General features: G+C 72.7%; 20 protein-coding genes. 12 read left to right on the forward strand and 8 right to left on the reverse strand.

Translation table 11 applies throughout. The features are described from left to right. Window positions 1-100 precede the first annotated feature (100 nt). Entirely contained in the window at window positions 101-340 is a 240-nt protein-coding gene (locus ACZ4TR_RS30185) for a hypothetical protein (RefSeq protein ID WP_364519946.1), read from the reverse strand. Between the two features lie 210 nt (window positions 341-550). Here ACZ4TR_RS30185 and ACZ4TR_RS30190 point away from each other — a divergent pair, with 210 nt between their 5' ends. The 3 genes from ACZ4TR_RS30190 to ACZ4TR_RS30200 all read left to right on the forward strand — a co-directional run bounded on the left by ACZ4TR_RS30190 (window position 551) and on the right by ACZ4TR_RS30200 (window position 3,367). After that, complete coding sequence (locus ACZ4TR_RS30190; protein ID WP_465290555.1) at window positions 551-871, forward strand: hypothetical protein; 321 nt, start codon at window positions 551-553, stop codon at window positions 869-871. 90 nt (window positions 872-961) lie between these two features. Further along, window positions 962-2,476, forward strand: a complete 1,515-nt coding sequence (locus ACZ4TR_RS30195; RefSeq protein WP_465290557.1) for a CehA/McbA family metallohydrolase — start codon at window positions 962-964, stop codon at window positions 2,474-2,476. A 102-nt stretch (window positions 2,477-2,578) separates the two neighbouring features. Further along, the gene (locus ACZ4TR_RS30200; RefSeq protein WP_465290559.1) at window positions 2,579-3,367 is read left to right on the forward strand and encodes a hypothetical protein; all 789 of its coding nucleotides are present in this window, start codon (window positions 2,579-2,581) and stop codon (window positions 3,365-3,367) included. A gap of 157 nt (window positions 3,368-3,524) precedes the next feature. On the opposite strand, the gene ACZ4TR_RS30205 is transcribed toward ACZ4TR_RS30200, so the two are convergent. The 3 genes from ACZ4TR_RS30205 to ACZ4TR_RS30215 are packed head-to-tail and all read right to left on the reverse strand — an operon-like array spanning window position 3,525 to window position 6,236. Next, window positions 3,525-4,550: an NAD(P)-dependent alcohol dehydrogenase gene (locus ACZ4TR_RS30205; RefSeq protein ID WP_465290560.1), complete on the reverse strand. Its 1,026-nt coding sequence runs from the start codon at window positions 4,548-4,550 to the stop codon at window positions 3,525-3,527. Beyond that, window positions 4,547-5,221: an iron-sulfur cluster assembly protein gene (locus ACZ4TR_RS30210; protein ID WP_465290561.1), complete on the reverse strand. Its 675-nt coding sequence runs from the start codon at window positions 5,219-5,221 to the stop codon at window positions 4,547-4,549. The genes ACZ4TR_RS30205 and ACZ4TR_RS30210 overlap by 4 nt, the downstream gene beginning before the upstream one ends. A 1-nt stretch (window position 5,222) precedes the next feature. Continuing rightward, window positions 5,223-6,236, reverse strand: coding sequence for an amidohydrolase family protein (locus tag ACZ4TR_RS30215; RefSeq protein WP_465290563.1), 1,014 nt, complete (start codon window positions 6,234-6,236; stop codon window positions 5,223-5,225). Between the two features lie 179 nt (window positions 6,237-6,415). Here ACZ4TR_RS30215 and ACZ4TR_RS30220 point away from each other — a divergent pair, with 179 nt between their 5' ends. Then, window positions 6,416-7,885 carry an AAA-type ATPase lid domain-containing protein gene (locus tag ACZ4TR_RS30220; RefSeq protein WP_465290565.1) on the forward strand — a complete coding sequence of 490 codons (1,470 nt, stop codon included), beginning with the start codon at window positions 6,416-6,418 and terminating at the stop codon, window positions 7,883-7,885. A 12-nt stretch (window positions 7,886-7,897) separates the two neighbouring features. Here ACZ4TR_RS30220 and ACZ4TR_RS30225 read toward each other — a convergent pair whose 3' ends face one another. Continuing rightward, a complete protein-coding gene (locus tag ACZ4TR_RS30225; RefSeq protein ID WP_465290566.1) occupies window positions 7,898-9,121 on the reverse strand; it encodes an MFS transporter in 1,224 nt (407 codons plus the stop codon). 81 nt (window positions 9,122-9,202) lie between these two features. On the opposite strand from ACZ4TR_RS30225, the gene pdxR reads away from it, so the two are divergent. Continuing rightward, a complete protein-coding gene (gene pdxR, locus ACZ4TR_RS30230; protein WP_465290567.1) occupies window positions 9,203-10,606 on the forward strand; it encodes a MocR-like pyridoxine biosynthesis transcription factor PdxR in 1,404 nt (467 codons plus the stop codon). On the opposite strand, the gene ACZ4TR_RS30235 is transcribed toward pdxR, so the two are convergent. Beyond that, window positions 10,534-11,967: an MFS transporter gene (locus ACZ4TR_RS30235; protein WP_465290569.1), complete on the reverse strand. Its 1,434-nt coding sequence runs from the start codon at window positions 11,965-11,967 to the stop codon at window positions 10,534-10,536. The two genes, pdxR and ACZ4TR_RS30235, sit on opposite strands and share 73 nt — an antisense overlap. A 237-nt stretch (window positions 11,968-12,204) precedes the next feature. Beyond that, a complete protein-coding gene (locus ACZ4TR_RS30240; RefSeq protein ID WP_465290571.1) occupies window positions 12,205-12,678 on the reverse strand; it encodes an SRPBCC family protein in 474 nt (157 codons plus the stop codon). A gap of 159 nt (window positions 12,679-12,837) precedes the next feature. Here ACZ4TR_RS30240 and ACZ4TR_RS30245 point away from each other — a divergent pair, with 159 nt between their 5' ends. Next, window positions 12,838-13,353, forward strand: a complete 516-nt coding sequence (locus ACZ4TR_RS30245; protein ID WP_465290573.1) for a bifunctional nuclease family protein — start codon at window positions 12,838-12,840, stop codon at window positions 13,351-13,353. 46 nt (window positions 13,354-13,399) lie between these two features. Continuing rightward, entirely contained in the window at window positions 13,400-14,368 is a 969-nt protein-coding gene (locus ACZ4TR_RS30250) for a sigma-70 family RNA polymerase sigma factor (RefSeq protein ID WP_465290574.1), read from the forward strand. Here ACZ4TR_RS30250 and ACZ4TR_RS30255 read toward each other — a convergent pair. Beyond that, window positions 14,332-14,796 carry a DUF2087 domain-containing protein gene (locus ACZ4TR_RS30255; RefSeq protein WP_465290576.1) on the reverse strand — a complete coding sequence of 155 codons (465 nt, stop codon included), beginning with the start codon at window positions 14,794-14,796 and terminating at the stop codon, window positions 14,332-14,334. The two genes, ACZ4TR_RS30250 and ACZ4TR_RS30255, sit on opposite strands and share 37 nt — an antisense overlap. 78 nt (window positions 14,797-14,874) lie before the next feature. Here ACZ4TR_RS30255 and ACZ4TR_RS30260 point away from each other — a divergent pair, with 78 nt between their 5' ends. From ACZ4TR_RS30260 to ACZ4TR_RS30280, 5 genes are read left to right on the forward strand one after another with little or no spacing between them, the layout of a single operon-like run. Further along, window positions 14,875-15,318 carry a MarR family winged helix-turn-helix transcriptional regulator gene (locus tag ACZ4TR_RS30260; protein ID WP_465290578.1) on the forward strand — a complete coding sequence of 148 codons (444 nt, stop codon included), beginning with the start codon at window positions 14,875-14,877 and terminating at the stop codon, window positions 15,316-15,318. Then, a complete protein-coding gene (locus tag ACZ4TR_RS30265) occupies window positions 15,315-16,706 on the forward strand; it encodes an MFS transporter (RefSeq protein WP_465290580.1) in 1,392 nt (463 codons plus the stop codon). The genes ACZ4TR_RS30260 and ACZ4TR_RS30265 overlap by 4 nt, the downstream gene beginning before the upstream one ends. After that, window positions 16,699-17,301: a cysteine hydrolase family protein gene (locus tag ACZ4TR_RS30270; protein WP_465290581.1), complete on the forward strand. Its 603-nt coding sequence runs from the start codon at window positions 16,699-16,701 to the stop codon at window positions 17,299-17,301. The genes ACZ4TR_RS30265 and ACZ4TR_RS30270 overlap by 8 nt, the downstream gene beginning before the upstream one ends. 10 nt (window positions 17,302-17,311) lie before the next feature. Next, a complete protein-coding gene (locus ACZ4TR_RS30275) occupies window positions 17,312-18,958 on the forward strand; it encodes a fatty acyl-AMP ligase (protein WP_465290583.1) in 1,647 nt (548 codons plus the stop codon). Further along, a complete protein-coding gene (locus tag ACZ4TR_RS30280) occupies window positions 18,951-19,208 on the forward strand; it encodes an acyl carrier protein (protein ID WP_465290585.1) in 258 nt (85 codons plus the stop codon). Before ACZ4TR_RS30275 ends, ACZ4TR_RS30280 begins: the two co-directional genes overlap by 8 nt.

Consider the following 19,208-nt stretch of genomic DNA (forward strand, 5'->3'; position numbering starts at 1 on the left):
ACGGCGGGAACGAGTAGGGGAACATCCGGTTGCGCGGAAGTACGGGACCCCTGTTCCGCCTCGCCCCGGCACGTGACCCGAGGCGAAGCAGGGGTGGCGCTCAGGAGGCCAGCAGGACGTCCGACTCCAGCACCTGGCCCAGCTCGTGGCGTTCGGCTTCCGACAGCGGCACGGCGGCGACGTCGCACCGGCCGTCCGGGCCCGGGGCCGTCGTGATCGTCAGCATCGGCTGCCCGTCGATCTCGCGTAGCGTGACGCGGCCGCCGCAGGAGAGGTCCACCGTGACCCCGGGGCGTTCGCGGTGCCTGCCCAGCCAGCGGCCGACGAACTGGAACGTCATCGCGGTCTCCCCTCGAAGCTGCCCGGTCGGGGCACAGGTGTCGTTGGTTGATGCCCGCGATACCGGAGGTTTACACCCGATCGTGGGGAAAAGTCGCCGGACCGCGGCGGCGGCGCCGGAGATCCGGCGGATTTTCGCCGGTCACGGGGTTGTGCGGTCCGGGCTGCCAGGGAGGCGCGCCGCGGGCCGTTCCGCCACCAGAATGGTCCGATGAAACTCGGGCAGCTGGCGTCGACCGCGCGGGACCTGTTCACCGCGAAGCTGGTCTACGGCGATCCGGTCGAGCGCGACGGGACCGTCGTGATCCCGGCCGCGGCCGTCTTCGGCGGCGGGGGCGGCGGCGCGGGCGACACGGAAGCGGTGCCCGTGCGGGAGGGCGCCGGGTTCGGGGTGCTCGCCCGGCCGGCCGGGGCGTTCGTCGTCCGGGGCGGCGCCGTGACCTGGGTGCCCGCCGTCGACGTCACGCGGCTCGGGCTGGCCGCCGCCGTCGTCGCCCTCGCGACGGTTCTCGCGCGGCGCGCCAAGGCTTGACCGGCCGCGCGCCGAGAGTTCACCGCCGGTTCTTGTCGGTGTTCGCGTTGCTCCCCTAGCGTCAGGTCGTCTTTCGATGCGGAGGTACGCATGAGTTCTGGGGACTTCAGCCGGCGCGCGCTGCTGCGCGCGGGTGGCGTGGCGGCGGCGGGAGCCGCGATGGGTTTGCTGCCGGGTGTCGCGTTCGCCGACCAGCCGGGCGGCACCGGCAGCCAGACCCGGACCGTCACCGGCACCCTGAAGCCGGACGTCCCGGACTGGTACTACCTGCCGGTCGACGTCCCGCGCGGTGTCCGGCAGATCGACGTCGTCTACTCCTACGACAAGCCCCAAGTGCCCGCCGGCACGCGGGGGAACGCCTGCGACATCGGGATGTTCGGGCCCGAGGGCCACGAACTGGGCACTGCCCGCGGGTTCCGCGGCTGGTCCGGCGGGTTCCGCGACCGGTTCTCGATCAGCGCGTCCGAGGCGACGCCGGGCTACCTCGCCGGTCCGATCAAGCCGGGCCGGTGGCACGTCATCCTCGGGCCCTACACCGTCGCGCCGCAGGGCCTGACCTACAAAGTGGACATCACGCTCACCTTCGGGCCGGACGCCGAGCCGTTCAAGCCGGACCCGGCGCCGGAGACCGCGCCGGCCCGCGAGCGCGGCCGCGCCTGGTACCGCGGCGACGGCCACCTGCACACCGTCCACTCCGACGGCCGCCGCACCCCGGAGCAGCTGGTCGCCGACGCCCGCGCCGCCGGGCTGGACTTCATCGTCTCCACCGACCACAACACGTCCAGCTCGCAGCTGGTGTGGGGCCGGTACGCCACCGACGACCTGCTGATCCTCAACGGCGAAGAGGTGACGACGCGGTCCGGGCACTGGCCGGCCATCGGCCTGCCCGCCGGCACGTGGATCGACTGGCGCTACCGGGCGGCCGACCCGCGGGACTTCCGCCGCTTCACCGACCAGGTGCACCGCGCGGGCGGGCTGGTCACCGCGGCGCACCCGTTCGCCAACTGCTTCGGCTGCACCTACGAGTTCGCGTACGAGATCGCCGACCTCGTCGAGGTCTGGAACGGGCCGTGGACCCAGGACGACGAAGCGAGCGTCATCCACTGGGACGGCCTGCTGCGCGGCGGCCGGTTCATCCCGGCCATCGGCGACTCCGACGCGCACAACCCGGACCAGCGCGTCGCGCTCCCGCACACCGTGGTCCTCGCCGACCGGCTGCGCCGCAAGGAACTGCTGGAGGGGTTGAAGGCAGGCCGGTCTTGGCTGGCCGAGTCGTCGGCGGTCCAGCTGGACTTCACGGCGTCGGGCGGCGGGCGCACGGCGGGGATCGGCTCGCGCCTGCCGGCGGGCACCGGGACGCCGGTGACGGTCAGCGCGGTGGTCGCCGGCGTGCCCGGGACCACGGTGACGTTCCTCGACCAGCTGGGACCCGAGCACACGGAGACCGTCGGCGACTCGGGGGCGGCCACGGTGACGTGGACGACCTACCCGCGGTACTCCCGGTGGGTCCGCGTCGAGGTCCGCCGGCCGTCCGGGGGCCCGAACACCACCCAGCCGAACGCCATGGTGGCGATGTCCAACCCGATCTTCCTCGGGGACGGCTGAACAAGCCCCACTGAACCTCCCCCCGGTGCGCCGCGTCCTGCTTTTGGCAGACTGGTGCGAACGGGTGAGAGTGGGGGCAGGGTGCGCGGGTGTGGCCTGAAGGTGGCCCTCTTCCTGGGGGCGGTCGTGGTGCTGACCGCGGGGGTCGTCGTGGCGGTGGTGCTGACGCGCGGCCAGGTCAAGACGCCGGGCTGCACGGTGGCGGTGCCCGGGCAGGACGGGTACACGTTCACCCCGGAGCAGATGGACAACGCCGCGCGGATCGCGGCCGTCGGGACCAAGCTGGGGCTGCCGCCGCACGCGGCGACGGTCGCGCTGGCCACGGCGTTGCAGGAGTCGAAGCTGCGCAACCTCGAGGGCGGTGACCGCGACTCGGTCGGGCTGTTCCAGCAGCGGCCCAGCCAGGGCTGGGGCACGGTGGCCCAGCTGCGCGACCCGGTCTACGCGGCGACGGCGTTCTACGAGAAGCTCGAGAAGCTGCCGGGCTGGGAGACGATGCCGATCACCGAGGCGGCCCAGGAGATCCAGCGTTCGGGCGTCCCGGACGCGTACGCGCAGTGGGAGCCGCAGTCCCGCGCGATGGCGGCGGCGTTCACCGGCCAGTTCCCGGCCGCGCTGACGTGCCGGAACCTGACCCTGGCGGCTCCCGGCGACGTGGCCGCGTCCGCCACGGCGGAGCTGGGCACGGCCCGGCTGAGCGGAGCCCACCCGGCGGCGCAGGGGTGGGCGTACGCGAGCTGGCTGGTCGGCCGCGCGGAGGCGCTGGGGCTGGACAAGGTGAGCTTCGCCGGCCAGACGTGGACGGCGGAGTCCGGCGCCTGGGCCCCGGACTCCGCCGCAGGCCCGAATCTCGCCCTGCACCAGGCCCCGGCGTCCCAGCCCAGCCAGTAACGCCACTTTCGCTACGAAAGTGACCCCCGGGCCTGCTGCGGACGTCACTTTCGCTACGAAAGTGACGTCAAGCCCGGCTGTGGACGTCACTTTCGTGGGGAAAGTGATCCGGAGTTCCCACTCCGGAGGGCACGTTAGGGTGGAAGTGGTGGGTTGGTCAGGGGATCAGGATCGCGCGGCCGCGGATGCGGCCCGCGTCGAGGTCGGCGAGGGCGTTCTGGAAGTCGGCCAGCGGGTAGCGCGCCGTGTGGAGCTTCACGCGGCCCTGGGCGGCCAGCACCATCAGCTCGCACAGGTCGTTGTACGAACCCACGAGGTTGCCGATCAGGTTGATCTCCGTCGAGATGATGTCGATCGTCGGGACGTCGATGTTCTCGCCGTAGCCGACCACGTGGTAGTCGCCCGCGCGGCGCAGCATGCCGATCCCGTCGGCGGTCGCGCCGCCTTCGCCGACGAAGTCGATCACCGTCTCCGCGCCGTTTCCGCCGGTCAGATCCAGCACCTGCGAAACCTGGGAGCCGTCGCCGACGACGCCGTGGTCCGCGCCGATCGACACCGCCAGCTTCACCGCGTCCGGGTTGCGGTCGACGACGATCAGCTCCGCCGCCGAGATCGCCTTGAGCACCTGGATGCCGATGTGCCCGAGCCCGCCCGCGCCGATCACGACGCACTTGTCGCCGGGACGCAGGCGCCGCGCCGCCTTCGCCGCCGCGTGGTACGCCGTCAGCCCGGCGTCCGCCAGCGCCGCGACGTCCGCCGGTTCCAGCGAATCGTCGATCTTCACCACGCTGCGCGCGGACGTCTTGAGGTACTCCGCGTAGCCGCCCGCGGTGTCGATGCCGGGGAACAACGACTGTTCACAGTGGACGTCGTCGCCGAAGCGGCAGGCCCGGCAGAGCCCGCACGTGATCAGCGGGTGCACGATCACCTTGTCGCCCTCGGCGACGTTCGTGACCGCGCTGCCCACCGCGTGCACCCAGCCCGCGTTCTCGTGCCCGATCGTGTAAGGCAGCGTGACGCCGGACTTCTCCTTCCACTGCCCCTCGAGGATGTGCAGGTCGGTGCGGCAGACGCCGGCGCCGCCGATCCGCACGACCACGTCGAACGGGCCGGTGACCCGCGGTTCGGGGACCTCGGTCAGCCGCAAGGGCTCGTCGTACCCGACGACCTGGACCGCCTTCATGCTGATGCCTCCACGGGAGTTTCGGGGTAGCGGGTGCGAAGCAGCCCCCGGCAGAAGTGGGAGTTGCCTTCGATCGAGATGCGGACCGACCGCGCGAACCGCAGGCGGATCGGGATTTCCTCGCGGGGGAACGGAGCTCCGTCGTGGTCGACCAGCACGGGCGCCGACGGGCCGGTGGGCAGCCCGAGCGCCTCGCGACGCCGCAGCAGCGCGTGCGTCGCGGACACGTCCGGCAGGTCGGCCAGCCGTACGCCGTGCAGGTCGACGTGCTCGTCCGCCCGCAGCAGCACCGTCAGCGCGCGTTCCATCGCCGCCTGGTGGGCCTTGCGGCGGAACGTCTGCCGCAGCTCCTCGAGGTCTTCGTCGGCCTCGTGGCCGAACGTGCCGCGGTAGCCGGCGTCCGCGGCGAGCCCGCGGTTGATGAGGTCCGAGTCGTGGTGGTCGTCGAGCTCGACCACGACTTCGGAGGTCCACGGCAGCGCGGTCAGTACGTCCTTCGCGTCCGACGCCATGAGGTAGGCGAAGTTCGGCGCGCAGAACGACGTCGGCAGTCGCAAGTGGACGGTCACGCGCGTGCCCTCCACGGTGAGCGACTTGACGAAGCCGAGGTCGGTGATGGGCTCGTCGAGCTCGGGGTCGAGGACCGCGTCCAGCGCGGTCAGGGCGTCCACCTCACGCCACCGACACGGCCTGCGGCTCGACCGGAGCCAGCCGCAGCTCGGCCGGCACCGGGATGTCGTACATCGCCGCCGCGTTGAGGCCGAGGATCTTCTTCTTCTGGTCGACGGTCAGCGGTGCGTACTCCGGCAGGTCCTCCGGGATCTGGAAGTCGACGAACCGCTCGATCAGCCACCGCGGTGTCCAGATCGCGTAGTCGCTGGAGAACTGGATGCGGTCTTCGTCGAGCCAGTACAGCAGCTCGCCGATGATCTGCGCGAAGTACTTCGGCCGGGTGTGGATGAACGGCATCGCGACGGCGAGTCCCGCGTGGACGTTCGGCTCCTGCGTCGCGATCCAGCAGAAGTCCTCCAGCCGCGGCAGCCCGCAGTGCTCGACGACGAAGTTCAGGTCGGTGAAGTCGGTGGCCACGTGGTCGACGTCGGCGACGTCGAACGCGTCGCGGTCGAGGGGGCGGATCGTCGGTCCTTTGTGGACGTGGATGTTCTTGATGCCCAGCTCCTGGCAGGCATCGAAGTACTTGTACGTCCACTTGTCGTCGAGCTTGTAGCCGCGTGAGTCGCCCTGCCATTCGGCCGTGTAGAGCTTGACGCCCTTGAGGCCGAAGCGCTCCGCGTCGCGCCGCAGCCGGTCGATGCCGGCCTGTTCGAACCGCGGGTCGAAGTTGTGGTTGTAGGTCAGCTTGTCGGGGTGTTTCCGCGCCAGCGCGAAGGCTTCTTCGGTTTGCCCGAAGCCGTTCTCGTAGAACGCGCCGAGGTGCGCGGGCTGGAAGATCGCGTGGTCGACGTACCCGTTCTCGAACAGGTCGCGCATCAGCCGCTCGCCGCCCTGGTAGAGGTAGTCCTCGTACGGCCACACCTCGGACTCGGGGCTGAGGTTGCGGTGGTAGTCGTAGAAGCAGTCGATGAACTGCTTGCCGTGGATGTTCCGCTGGTTCTCCGGGCGCGCGTCCCAGAGCGCCACGTGGGCGTCCACGATGAAGTACGTCTCGCCGTCCTTGCTGTACATCCGCTGTCCTCCGCGTTTCGTGTCCGCCGTTGGCCACGTCGAAAGGGGACGGTAGGGACGTCCGGGCTGCTCAGGGACCCCTCTCGTGTCTCGATATGAGACAGCGGCGTGCGCCGGGACCGGGGAGGCCGACGTAGCCTGGGGGAGTCCGACGCAGAGCCGCGTCCCGGGAGGCCCAGGTGGAGAACCCGCAGGTGGAGGTCACGCGCTCGTTCGACGCGCGCGGGGCGGCCGCGATCGCGCCCCGGCTGCGGGCGTCGTGGCAGCGCAGCGAGCGCTACGGCGTGCCCGAGGACGAGGTCATGCCGGTGTTCTCGGGTGCGGTCGACACCGGTTCGCTGCTCTACGAGTGCGGCACCGAGGTGCTGCGCGGCCTGCAGGCGACGCTGGCCAACGAGCCGATCAGCCTGATGATCACCGACAGCGAAGGCCTGGTGCTGAGCCGGCTGTGCACGGACGCGTCCATCAACCGTTCGCTCGACCGCGTGCACCTGGCGCCGGGGTTCTACTTCGCGGAGAGCAACGCGGGCACCAACGGGCTCGGCCTGGCGCTCGCCGACCGGGCGCCGTCGCTGGTCCGGGCGAGCGAGCACTACTGCACCGATCTGCGCGGCTACACCTGCGCGGCGGTACCGGTGCTCGACCCGCTGACCGGGACGCTCGCCGGCAGCGTCAACCTCACGACCTGGTCGGAACAGTCGTCGGAGCTGCTGCTGGCCCTGGCGCAGGCCGCCGCCGGCAACACGGCGGCGCTCATGCTGGCGCGCGCGTCCGGGCGCATCGCCCGGCCGACCCCGCGCGGCGAGGTCTTCCGGGTCTACGCCGACCGTGTCGCCCCGGGTGACGTCACGCGGCTGTCGGCCGCCTGGACCACCGCTGCCGGCTCCGCGCGGAAGGCGTTCGAGGAGGGACGCGTCGTCGCGGTCGTCGGAGAGCCGGGCGCGGGCAAGACGGCGCTGGCGGCGCTGGCGCGGCGGGAACTGCGGCCCCGCGAGCGCCTCCTCAACGCGCGCCCGCCGGCGCCCGACGACGTCGACACCTGGCTGACGCTGTGGACGCCGGAGCTGGCCAAGGACGGCACGTGCGTGATCGTGTCGGGCGTGGAGGCATTGCCGGCGTGGGCGGCGGAGGAGCTGGCGCGGCAGTTCGCCGAGGTCCGGGGCGACGGGCCGCCGCCGTTCGCGCTCACCGCGACGGACGCGGGTGCGGTGCCGGCGGCGCTGCGGCCGCTGGTGGACCGGGTGGTCGAGCTGCCGGCGCTGCGCTTCCGCCCGGACGACGTCCTCCCGCTGGCCCACCACTTCGCGCGGCGGGACCGCGGCCGGGACGTCACGTTCACTTCCGCGGCATCGCGGGCGTTGACGGCCTACGACTGGCCGGAGAACGCGAAGCAGCTACGGCGGGTTGTGCGCGAAGCGGCTTCGCGGTCCGACGTGGTCGATACGGCGCACCTGCCCGCGGAGGTGTTCAGCGGGGTGGGACACCGGTTGAGCCGGTTGCAGGCGATGGAGCGGGACGAGATCGTGCGCTGCCTGTCCGAGCCCGGGGCGACGGTGGTGCAGGCGGCCGGGAAGCTCGGCATGGGCCGGGCGACGCTCTACCGGAAGATGGCGCAGTACGGGCTGAACGCGCGGCAGCTGAAGTCGTAGGGACGGGGCTGGTCAGCGTGGACCGGCCGTGGTCCGGGTCGACTGGGCCCACCGGACCGCCGGGCCCATCGCGTACCCCGCCGCCAGGAAGAGCGCGCCCAGCAGCAGCCATCCCGGCAGGCCCCAGCCGATCACCACCGTGCTCAGCAGCACCGGCCCCACCGCGCGCGCCACCGACACGCCCGTTCCGAAGAACCCCTGGTACTGCCCCTGCCGGTCGGACGGGGCCAGCGCGAAGCCGATCTCCCACGTGCCCGCCGACTGCAGCATCTCGCCGAACACCTGCACCACCGCGCCCACCACCAGCACCGCGAACGCGACCCACGGCGAAGTCCCGGACGCCGACAGCGCGAACGCCACACACGACGCGAACAGCAGCACCCCCGACCGGCGCACCATCCGCGCCGCCGCACCGATGCTCGCCAGCCGTCCGGCCACGCGGACCTGGAGCAGCACCACCACGACCGTGTTGAGCACGAACAGCGCGGACACCGCCCAGCCCGGCGCGGCGGTCCGTTCGACGATCCACAGCGGGATCGCGACGCTCAGCAGCGGCATCCGCAGCAGCAGGACCGCGTTCAGCAGCGTCACGAGCGCGTACGGCCGGTCGCGCAGCACGGCCGGCTTCGGTTCCCCGGTGCGCGGGGCCGACGCCGGGACGGAGGGGAGCGCGAGCATGAGCGCCGCGGTGACCACGAAACCCATCGCGTCGAGCACGAAGACCGTCAGGTACGCCGGCGCGGTGTCCGCGGATAGCGCGAGGCCGCCCAGCCCGGCGCCGACGGCGAGCCCCGCGTTGCCCGCGGACTGCAGCCGGGCGCGGATGCGCGTCCGCCGTTCCGGGTCGGCCAGCGCGGCCAGCAGTGCCTGGCGGACGGCGGCCAGGCCGGTCTGGCAGCTGCCGTAGAGGCAGGCCGCGAGGACGAACAGCAGCGGCGTGCGGACCAGCAGGAACGTCAGGATCGACGCGCTCGTCGCGAGCGCCAGCAGCACCGCGGAACCTCGCGCGCCGTGGCGGTCGGCGAGGTGACCGAGGGGCACGCCCGCGACCGAACCCACCGCCCAGCCGAGCGTGAGACCCAGCCCGACCTGCGCCGGGCTCAGGCCGACGATCCGCGTGAAGAAGAGCACCGAGCAGGTCAGGAACGCGCCGTCGCCGAGCGAGCCGGCCAGCTGGGCGGCGGCCAGCAGCCGGCCGGAACGCGGGGGCGCGGGACGGTCCACAGTCAGCGTCATGACGGTAACGGTAAAGCGGCCTTTGGCCCGATCCCAGATCCAATTCCGGCCAATCGGATTGGGCCAATATAGGCTCGCCGGATGGACTTCCACGTCAGCCTGGCCGGGCGCGGCGACCTGTCCGCCCGGATCTACCGGCAGCTGCGTGACGCCGTGCTCGACGGCAGGCTGCGGGCGGGGGAGCGGCTGCCGCCGACCCGGGAACTGGCCCGGCGCCTGGCGGTTTCGCGCAACACCGTCGCGGTCGCCTACGACCGGCTGACCGCCGACGGGTTCCTCACCGGCCGCGTCGGCGCCGGGACCTACGTGACCGGTTCGCTGCCCGCGCCGAAGCCGCGCAAGACCCCTTCGGCGCGGGGCCCGCAGCCGAAGGCGATCTGGCGTTCGCTGCCGTCGCCGGCCGCCGCGGTGGCGGACGCGCCGGAGTACGACTTCCGCGTCGGCATCCCCGATGCCGCGCTGTTCCCGCTCGAAACCTGGCGACGGCTGCTCGGGCGCGAACTGCGGTCCGGCTTCGCGCACTACGCCGACCCGAGCGGCCACGCGGGTCTGCGGGCGGCGATCGCCCGCCACGTCGGCGTCTCCCGCTCGGTGCGCGCCGACGCGGACGACGTGCTCGTCACGCAGGGCGCGCAGCAGGCTCTCGACCTGCTGTGCCGAGTGCTGCTTTCGCCGGGTGATCGCGTCGCCGTCGAAGAACCCGGCTACCGGCAGGCGAAGCTGCTCTTCGCGTCGCACGGCGCCGAAGTCGTCGGCGTGCCGGTGGACAGCGAAGGTCTTGACGTCGACGCGCTGCCGTCGCGGACGAAGCTGGTGTACGTCACGCCGTCGCACCAGTTCCCGCTCGGGACGCCGATGTCCCTGGCCCGCCGCACGGCGCTGCTGGCGTGGGCCGAGCGGGCGGACGCGGTCGTCGTCGAGGACGACTACGACAGCGAGTTCCGGTTCTCCGACCGGCCGCTGGAACCGTTGCAGAGCCTGGACCGCGACGGGCGCGTGGCGTACGTCGGATCGTTCTCGAAGACGCTGCTTCCCCTGCTGCGCCTGGGTTTCCTGGTGGCTCCTTCCTCGTTGCGCGATGCCCTGCGCACCGCGCGCCAGCTGTCGGACTGGCACGGCGACGTCCCGGCGCAGGCGGCACTCGCCCGGTTCGTCGACGAAGGGTTGTTCGCCCGCCACATCCGCCGCGCGACGAAGGTGTACGCGGAGCGGCACGAGCGGATCACGTCCACTGTGGACCGGGTGTTCGCCGGCCGGCTCCGGGTGGTCCCGTCGGCGGCCGGGTTGCACCTGTGTGCCCTCGCCGACGCCGACCTGGAGCCGATCGCGGCGCGTGCGGCCACCGCGGGGGTGGCGGTGCAGACGCTTTCCGATCTGTGCGGCGGTTCTCCGTCGCCGGGGCTGGTACTGGGCTACGGCTCGATCCCGGTGGAGCGGATCGACGACGGACTCGCCGCGCTGGACCAGTCCTGGGGTTCCCCGTAGTGGTCCGTCCGGCGGCGCGCGGCGATGAGGAGCCCGCCCGCCGACGTCGCCACCGCCGTGCCCAGGACCAGGAACCAGCCGTGCCGGAAGTCCATCAGGTCCGGAGTTCCCGCGAAGATTCCCGCCAGTACCGCCGTTCCCAGGACCGTGCCGATCTGGCGCATCGTGTTGACCATCGACGAGCCCGCGCCCCACCGCGCCGGCGGCAGGACCGTGCCCACCACGCCCGACAGGCTCGGCAGGATCAGCCCGACGCCGATGCCCGTCAGGAGCTGGCCGGGCAGCATCGAGGCCGCGTAGTCGGGCGTCGATCCCATGCGCAGCAACCAGATCAGCACGCCCGCCCCGAACGAGACGCCGCCGAGGGCGACCACCGGGCCCGGGCCGAAGCGGTGCACGAACCGGCCGCCGAGGATCGACACCGGCACCACCATCAGCGGCCCCGGGGCCAGGGACAGCCCGGCCACCAGGATCGAGTCGTGCCAGACCGACGTCAGGAACAGGACGTTGCCGAACAGCATCGCGGCGAACCCGGCCGCGAACAGGCCGGTCGTGACGCACGCCAGCCACAGCGTCGGGACGCGCAGCGCCGGCAGGTCCAGCATCGGCACGGCGTGGCGCGCCGAGCGCAGCGGCACCCACGCCAGCGCGACGGCGGCGACCGCGAACGCGAGCAGCACCGGTCCCGCGGTCCAGCCGTGGTCGGGCGCTTCGACCAGCGCGTAGGCCAGCGCGCCGACACCCACGAGGAGCCCGGCCGCGCCGAGCAGGTCCGGGACGCCGGTGGTGGTGTCCCGCGACTCGCGCAGCACGCGCGGCCCGGCCAGCAGGGTGAGGGCGCAGATCGGCAGGTTCACCAGGAACACCCAGCGCCAGGACGCCGCCACGAGCAGCCCGCCGACGGGCGGGCCGAGGGCGGCGGCCGCGGCACCCACCGAAGCCCAGACGCCGACCGCCATCGGCCGCCGGTGGGCGGGGAACGCGGTCAGCAGCAGGGCCAGCGACGTCGGCATGACGAGCGCGGCGCCGATCGCCTGCACCGCGCGGAAGGCGACGAGGACGGGAATCGACGGCGCGGCGGCGCACGCGGCCGAAGCGAGGGTGAAGACGGCGACGCCGAGGAGGAACAGGCGCTTCCGGCCGTAGCGGTCGGCCAGCCGCCCGGCCGGGGCGAGGCAGGCGGCGAACAGGACCGTGTAGCCGTTGAGCACCCACGACAGCGTGGCGAGGTCGTCGCCGGGGAAGGCGGCCCGGATGCCGGGGAACGCGATCGTGACGATGAAGGTGTCGAGGCTGGCGAGGAACGCCGCGGTCGAGACGACCAGCAGCACGAGGCCGGGCTTCGGCGCGGTGTCGGGCATGGTCCTCCTAGGTTTGAAAAAGCAACCTAGTCGGAGGCGGTGGGTCTCAACAAGAGACTGACCAGTTCGACGCGACTTATGTCACGCGGGGACTGCGGTGCGGGTGCGACGTGGTGCGGATCGGCGGGTGGCCGGACTTGCCCGTAGTCCCGAAAGCCGTGAACGTCGCATTGAGGGACTTCAAGTCCCTCGATGCGACATTCACGGACTTCGGCCGTCGGGACGTGGGCCGGGCGCTCAGGCGGCGGCCGCGGCCTCGGCCCGGGCCTTCAGCGCGGCCAGCGTGTGCTCGATGGACCGCACGTTGTACCCCGGCCGATCGGCCCGTCCGGTCACCTTCGGCCCCATGAACTTCCGCACCACCCAGCTGCCGCTGCGGTACCAGTTCTCGGTCACCCGGCAGCCCGCCGGGCTCGGCGTCAGCACGTACTCCCACCGCGACACCCGGGACCCCAGCGGCGTCCGCACGTCGAACGCGAACCGGTGCCCCTCCTCGAAGCGCACCACCTTCACCCGCGTCCACCACCGCAGCGCGCCGTTCACGTTGCGGCCGCGGAAGCGGGCTCCCAGTGCCGGGCCGGTGCCGTCCAGCCAGCGGCCGCCGATGTTCTCCGGGCTCAGCTCACCCATCCGGGGCAGGTCGGTGACCCACGACCACACCCTGCCCGGGGTGGCCGGGACGTCGATGCTGCGCGAAATCGTCGGTTCCACGCCCCGACGGTGACAGTGCCGTCCCAGGCCGGGCAAGGATTCCCGGCGCAGTCCGCAGCCCAGGAGAGCCCGGGTGAAAAACCCGGCTCCCCGAGCACGTTGCAAACAAGGTAGTTCTGGGTACCTCGCGCGCGGGGAAGTGTCTACACGGAGGGTGCGGTGGTCAGCGTGATCCCGATCGAGGTCGTGGGAATGGCCGTCCCGGTGCCCGGCGAAGCGCCGCTGATGCTGCTCCGGGAGCCCGACGGCGCCCGGCGCTGGCTGGCCATCATGATCGGGTACGGCGAGGCCGAGGCCCTCGTGCGGGCGCGCGAGCAGATCGAGCAGCCGCGCCCGGGCACGATCGAGCTGCTCGGCGACGTGCTCGCGGCGTTCGGCCAGGGCGTCGCCGCGGTCGAGCTGACCGAGGTGCGGGACGGGATCTTCTACGCCGACCTGGTGCTCGCGGACGGCACCCGCGTGTCGGCCCGCCCGAGCGACGCCGTCGCGCTCGGCCTGCGCCAGAACGCGCCGATCAGCGTCGCCGAGGAGGTGCTCGACGTCGCGTCGGTGCAGCTGGAGGTCGAGCAGGAAACCGAAAGCCCGGCCGCCGACGTGCTGGACACCGAAGCCGAGGTCGCCCGCTTCCGCGCCGAGCTCGACGGCCTGCGGCCCGAGGACTTCGACGACCTGTAGGGAATCATCTCCCGTACCGGACCGACGCCGGACCGACGGGAGAGCGATGCCGGATTTCGCGACGAGCACCGAGCCGCACCGGCGTGAGCTGCTGGTGCACTGCTACCGCATGCTCGGCTCGGTGCACGAGGCCGAGGACCTGGTGCAGGAGACGCTGGTCCGCGCCTGGAAGGCGTGGGACGGCTACGACCCGGCCCGCGCGTCGGTGCGCACCTGGCTGTACCGGATCGCGACGAACGCCTGCCTCACCGCGCTGGACGGCCGGGCCCGGCGGCCGCTGCCCTCGGGCCTCGGCCGCCCGAGCGAAGACCCCGGCGCGCCGCTGACGCCGTCGTTCGAGATCCCGTGGCTGCACCCGTTCCCGGACGCGCGCCTCGACGACCCCGGCGTGCGCCTGGCCCGCCGGGGCACGCTGCGGCTGGCGCTGCTCGCGGCGATGCAGACGCTGCCGCCCAAGCAGCGCGCGGTGCTGATCCTGCGCGACGTCCTGGAGTTCAGCGCGGCGGAGGTGGCCGGCTTCCTGGAGACGACGCCCGCCGCGGTCAACAGCGCTCTCCAGCGTGCCCGCGCGGGTATCGGCGGCCTGACGGCGGACGAAGTTCCCGAACCGGACGACAAGGCGGTCGAAGCGGTCCTCGACCGCTACGTCCGGGCGTTCGAATCCGCCGACGTCGCGAGGCTCGTCGAGCTCTTGGCCGATGACGTCGTGCTGGAGATGCCGCCGGTGCCGCTGTGGTTCCTCGGCCGCGACGGCTACGGCCGGTTCCTCGAGCGGCTGTTCACGATGCGCGGCCCGGACTGGCGGATGACCCGCGCCTCCGCCAACGGGCAGCCGGCCCTGGTGGCCTACTGCCGCGACGCCGCCGGGGTGTACCGGCTGCACACCTTGCAGGTGTTCACCGTCGAGAAGGCGCGCGTGGCGCACAACGTGGTGTTCGCCGATCCTGCCGTGCTGGCCCTGTTCGACCTCCCCGCGACTCAGCCGGCGGCGCGGGCCTCCGACGGGCGGCCGTAGGCGCTGCCGTCGTTGCTGCGCTGCAGCAAGCCTTCGTCGACGAGGTAGCGGCGCAGCGTCGCGTGGTCGTCGTGGACCATCGACAGCTTCTCGCGGACGTCCTGCTCCGTGTAGAGCCGGCCCGGCTCGAACCGCTCGGCGAGGTGCGCGAGCAGCAGCTGCCGCCGCCGGCCCGAATGCGGGATGGTGACGAGCCTGCCGTGGCGGAACAGCCCGTCGAGCGGGTCGCTCGGAGCCTTGGCCAGTGCCTCGCGGAACACCCCGGGCACGGCCCGGTAGGCATCTCCGTCCATCGTGACGAGCCCCGCGTCGACCAGCCGCTTCACGAGTTTCGGGTCATCGGCCGGGAGCCCGGCGCAGATCCGGGCGAACAGCTGCAGACGGGCGGGGTCCGCGAGGGCGGAGACCAGCGCTTCCGGTGAGGCCATGGCCCCGAAGCCTACTCGGTTTCGCCGCACGCGCCCCGAAAACTCGACAGGGTTAACTGATAAGCCTAGGCTGTCGATATGGGATCGAAGACGGTTCCCGCTCCGGCGGTCGCGGCCGCGCAGACGCTGCGCGTGCTCGTCGGCCGGTTGCGGCGGCAGATGATGGACGCGACGGTGGCCGGCGACCTGACCTCCGCGCAGGCCTCGGCGCTCGCCCGGCTCGCGAAGATGGAGCCGGCCACGGCGAGCGTGCTGGCCGGCGCGGAGCGGGTGCGCCCGCAGTCGATGGCCGCGACGGTGGCCGCGCTGGAGAAGCTCGGCCTGGTCCGCCGCGAGGACGACCCGGAAGACGGCCGCCGCCAGCTGATCTTCTTCACGCCCGAGGGCCGTGCGTACGGCCAGGGCGCCCGCGCCTCGCGGCAGGAGTGGCTGGCCCGGACCCTCGCGCAACGGCTCACCGAGGACGAATTGGCCGTGGTCAACGAGGCGCTGGCCCTGCTCGGCCGCGTCGTCGAACCATGACCACACGGGAGCGGACGCTCGACGGGTTCGACCGGAAGCTGCTCGCCCCGCTGATCTCGGGCGCGGTGCTCAACCCGGTCAACTCGACGATCATCGCGGTCGCGCTGGTGCCGATCGGCGTCGCGTTCGGACAGCCGGCGTCGGCGACCGCGTGGCTGATTTCCGCGCTGTACCTGGCCACCGCGGTCGGGCAGCCGGTGGCCGGGCGGCTGATCGACCGGTACGGCCCACGGCGCGTGTTCCTCCCGGCGACGGCCCTGGTCGGGCTGGCGGGCGTGCTCGGCACCGTCGCGCCGAACCTGGCGTGGCTGGTCGTCGCCCGGGTCGTCCTCGGGTTCGGCACGTGCGCCGGCTACCCCGCGGCGATGCGGCTGATCCGCGACGAGAGCGACCGCACCGGCCGGGACAGTCCTGCCTCCGTGCTCACGGTGCTGGCGATCTCCACCCAGACGATCTCCGTGATCGGCCCGGCGCTGGGCGGCCTGCTCATCGGGGTCGGCGGCTGGCGCACGACCTTCGCCCTCAACATCCCCATCGCGCTGGCCGCCTTCGTCCTCGGCGCCCGCCGGTTCGCGAAGGTGGCCCGGCCCGCGGCGAAGGGCTCCTTCGACCTCGACTTCCCGGGCATGACGCTGTTCGCCGGCACGCTCGTCTCGCTGCTGCTCTTCCTGATGCACCCGGGTGCGGGGGACTGGTACCTGCTCGCGATCGCCGTCGCGGGCGCCGCGGGCTTCACCGGGCGCGAGCTGACCCACGCCCACCCGTTCATCGACCTGCGGCTGCTCGGCCGCAACGGCCCGCTGCTGCGCACCTACGGCCGCGCGCTGCTGGCCTACGTCGTGGCGTACAGCTTCCTCTACGGCTACACGCAATGGCTCGAGCACGGCCGCGGCTTGTCGGCGAGCGAAGCCGGCCTGGCCACCCTGCCACTGTTCGCGACCGCGATCCTCGTGTCGCTGCTCACCGGGCGTCGCGAAGCGGTCCGCGGCAAGCTGGCCGTCGCCGGGCTCGGGCAGCTCGCCGGGTGCGCGCTGCTGCTGGCCCTGGACTCGTCGGCCGCCGTCTGGCTGCTCGTGGTCGTCGCGCTCGTGGCCGGGGTGCCGCAGGGGCTGAACAGCCTCGCGCTGCAGAACTCCGTGTACCGCCAGGCGAATCCCGACGACATCGCCGCGTCGGCCGGGCTGCTGCGCACCTTCGGCTACCTCGGCGCGATCGTCTCCTCCGCGCTGCAGGGCGCCCTCTACGGATCCGCCGCCGACACCGGCGGCCTGCACGAGCTCGCGCTGCTGCTGCTCGGCATCGGCGTGCTCTTCCTGATCGCCACCGTGTTCGACCGTTCCCTGTCCCGAAGCACCACCCGACCCGAGGAAGCCGAAACCGATGCCTGACCGGAACACCGCCCTCGACCCGAACCGCACGGCGCTGCTCGTGATGGACTACCAGGAGGGGATCGTCGGGCAGCTGCCCGGCAGCGAGGCGCTCCTCGACCGCGTGACCACGGTTGTCGACGACGCCCGTCGACGAGGCGCCCACGTCGGCTGGGTGCGCGTCGGATTCGAAGACGCCGAGTTCGAGGCGATCCCCGAGACGAGCATGTTCGCGCCGTACGCGGCTTCCGTGGAGCACCGGGCCGTGATGCGGGCGGACGGGCCGGCGACGCAGATCCACGCCCGGCTCACGCCACGGCCCGAGGATGTCCAGGTCCGCAAGATCCGCGTCGGCGCCTTCACGACCACCGACCTCGACCAGCAGCTGGAGAAGCGCGGGATCACCACACTCGTCCTCGCGGGGATCAGCACCAGCGGCGTCGTGCTGAGCACCGTCCGGGAAGCGATGGACCGCGACTACCGGATCGTCGTCCTGCGCGACGCCTGCGCCGACCGCGACCAGGCGACGCACGACTTCCTGACCGGCACGCTGTTCCCCCGCACCGGCACCGTCGTGGACGTGGCCGCGCTCGGTGACCTCTGGGCCGTCCAGTAGGTTGCGCTGCGTGCCCCGTCCGCCCGAGACCGTGCCCGGCGAGGTGCTGCGCGCCTCGATCGTCGACCGGCTGTTCGCCCGCGCGGACGACGCGCGCCCGCTGTTCACCCACCAGGACTTCACCCACGACGCCGAGCACACACTGACGTGGGCGGAGTTCGCCGCGCGGGTCCGCGTGGTCGCGGCCGGGCTCCGCCGGGTCGCGGAGCCGGGGGAGCGGGTCGCCGTGCTCGCCGGGCAGGAGCTCGCCTACCCGCTCGCGTTCTTCGGCGCCCTCGCGGCGGGCATGATCGCCGTCCCGCTGATGGCGCCGGGGAACCGCGCGCAGGCCGACCGGCTCGCCGGGGTCCTGGCCGACTCCGGCGCGCGGGTGTGGCTGACGTCGTCCGCCGCGGCGGCGCGGGTCCGCGAGTTCGGCGCGCCCGGCGACCTGCTGGTGGCGGACGAGCTGAGCGGGCCGGGCGCCGACCCGGTGCCGGTCGCGCCGGAAAGCCCGGCGTACCTGCAGTACACGTCGGGTTCGACGCGGGAGCCCGCCGGCGCGGTGATCCCGCACCGGGCCATCGTCGCCGCGTGCTGGCAGGGCAGCCAGGCCTACGGTGTCGACGAAGGCACCACCTGCGCGGGCTGGATCCCGTTCTTCCACGACATGGGCCTGATCCAGCTGCTGTGCCTGCCGGTCTTCGCCGGCGGCCGCGCGGTGTTCATGGCCCCGGCCGAGTTCGTCCACCGGCCGCGGCGGTGGCTGCGGCAGCTGGCCGACCACCCCGCGGTGTTCACCGCGGCCCCGAACTTCGCCTACGACCTCGCGGCCGACGCGGGCCCCGGGGACGACGACCTGGACCTCTCGGACGTGCGGGTCGCGCTCAACGGCGCCGAACCGGTCCGCCCGCGCACGGTCGAACGCTTCCTCGAGGTCTTCGGGCCGCACGGCTTCCGGCGCGAGGCGTACCGGCCGTCGTACGGGCTCGCCGAAGCCACCGTGTACGTCGCGAGCGCGGGAGAAGAAGGGCCGCGCGGTGCGAAGTTCGATCGCGAGGCGCTCGCGCAGGGCCACGCCGTCGAAACCGTCGACGGACCGGAGCTCGTGTCCGTGGGCCGTCCGGTCGGGCAGCTCGTCCGGATCGTCCACGAGGGACACGAGCAGCCCGAGGGCGCCGTCGGCGAGATCTGGATCCACGGCCCGAACGTCGCGACCGGCTACTGGGGCCGGGGCGACGCGGCCGCGTTCGACGCCACGCTGGACGGGCTCGGCGGCTGGCTGCGCACCGGCGACCTCGGCGTGGTGCACCGCGGCGACCTGTACGTCACCGGCCGGCTCAAGGACCTCATCGTCGTCGACGGCCGCAACTTCCACCCCCAGGACATCGAGGCGGCGGTGGGCGAGGCCCACCCCGCGGTCCGCCGCGACCGCGTCGCCGCGTTCGGCGTCGCCGACGAGGACGGCGAAGGCGCGATGGTGGTGGCGGAGTGGGTCCGCGGCGCCGACGCGGACCTCAAAGAGGTGACCCGCGCGGTGCTGCGCGCGGTGTCACGCGAGCACGATCTCACCCTCCGTGCGGTACATCTGGTCCCTTCCGGCGGACTTCCGCGCACATCGAGTGGCAAGGTCGCCCGGTCGGCGGCCAAGGCACGTTATGGTGACGTCCGTGGGTGATCACCGCGCCGAGGTCACGAAGGTCGTCAGTGAGACCTTCCGGCTCGACCCGGCCCTCGTCGACCCCGACGCTCCCCTGGAAGAGCTGGGCATCGACTCGAAGGGCCGGATCAAGCTCCTGGCGGCGCTGGAGGTCTATTACGGCGTGACGATCGACCTGGACCAGCTCGACCGGTTCACCGACGTGGGGTCCGTGGCGGACGTGCTCGCGGAAGTTCTGGGAACTGCAGGATCTGAGGAGAGGCGCTGA

Source organism: Amycolatopsis sp. NPDC028719 (assembly GCF_055565395.1).

Bases quoted from the DNA above. Each gene is read 5' to 3' on its own strand.
- ACZ4TR_RS30250 (WP_465290574.1), top strand. From the start codon at position 13,400: ATGCCGGATTTCGCGACGAGCACCGAGCCGCACCGGCGTGAGCTGCTG.
- ACZ4TR_RS30260 (WP_465290578.1), top strand. From the start codon at position 14,875: ATGGGATCGAAGACGGTTCCCGCTCCGGCGGTCGCGGCCGCGCAGACG.
- ACZ4TR_RS30225 (WP_465290566.1), bottom strand. From the start codon at position 9,121: ATGACGCTGACTGTGGACCGTCCCGCGCCCCCGCGTTCCGGCCGGCTG.
- ACZ4TR_RS30265 (WP_465290580.1), top strand. From the start codon at position 15,315: ATGACCACACGGGAGCGGACGCTCGACGGGTTCGACCGGAAGCTGCTC.
- ACZ4TR_RS30255 (WP_465290576.1), bottom strand. From the start codon at position 14,796: ATGGCCTCACCGGAAGCGCTGGTCTCCGCCCTCGCGGACCCCGCCCGT.
- ACZ4TR_RS30205 (WP_465290560.1), bottom strand. From the start codon at position 4,550: ATGAAGGCGGTCCAGGTCGTCGGGTACGACGAGCCCTTGCGGCTGACC.
- ACZ4TR_RS30235 (WP_465290569.1), bottom strand. From the start codon at position 11,967: ATGCCCGACACCGCGCCGAAGCCCGGCCTCGTGCTGCTGGTCGTCTCG.
- ACZ4TR_RS30190 (WP_465290555.1), top strand. From the start codon at position 551: ATGAAACTCGGGCAGCTGGCGTCGACCGCGCGGGACCTGTTCACCGCG.
- ACZ4TR_RS30215 (WP_465290563.1), bottom strand. From the start codon at position 6,236: ATGTACAGCAAGGACGGCGAGACGTACTTCATCGTGGACGCCCACGTG.
- pdxR (WP_465290567.1), top strand. From the start codon at position 9,203: ATGGACTTCCACGTCAGCCTGGCCGGGCGCGGCGACCTGTCCGCCCGG.
- ACZ4TR_RS30270 (WP_465290581.1), top strand. From the start codon at position 16,699: ATGCCTGACCGGAACACCGCCCTCGACCCGAACCGCACGGCGCTGCTC.
- ACZ4TR_RS30195 (WP_465290557.1), top strand. From the start codon at position 962: ATGAGTTCTGGGGACTTCAGCCGGCGCGCGCTGCTGCGCGCGGGTGGC.
- ACZ4TR_RS30185 (WP_364519946.1), bottom strand. From the start codon at position 340: ATGACGTTCCAGTTCGTCGGCCGCTGGCTGGGCAGGCACCGCGAACGC.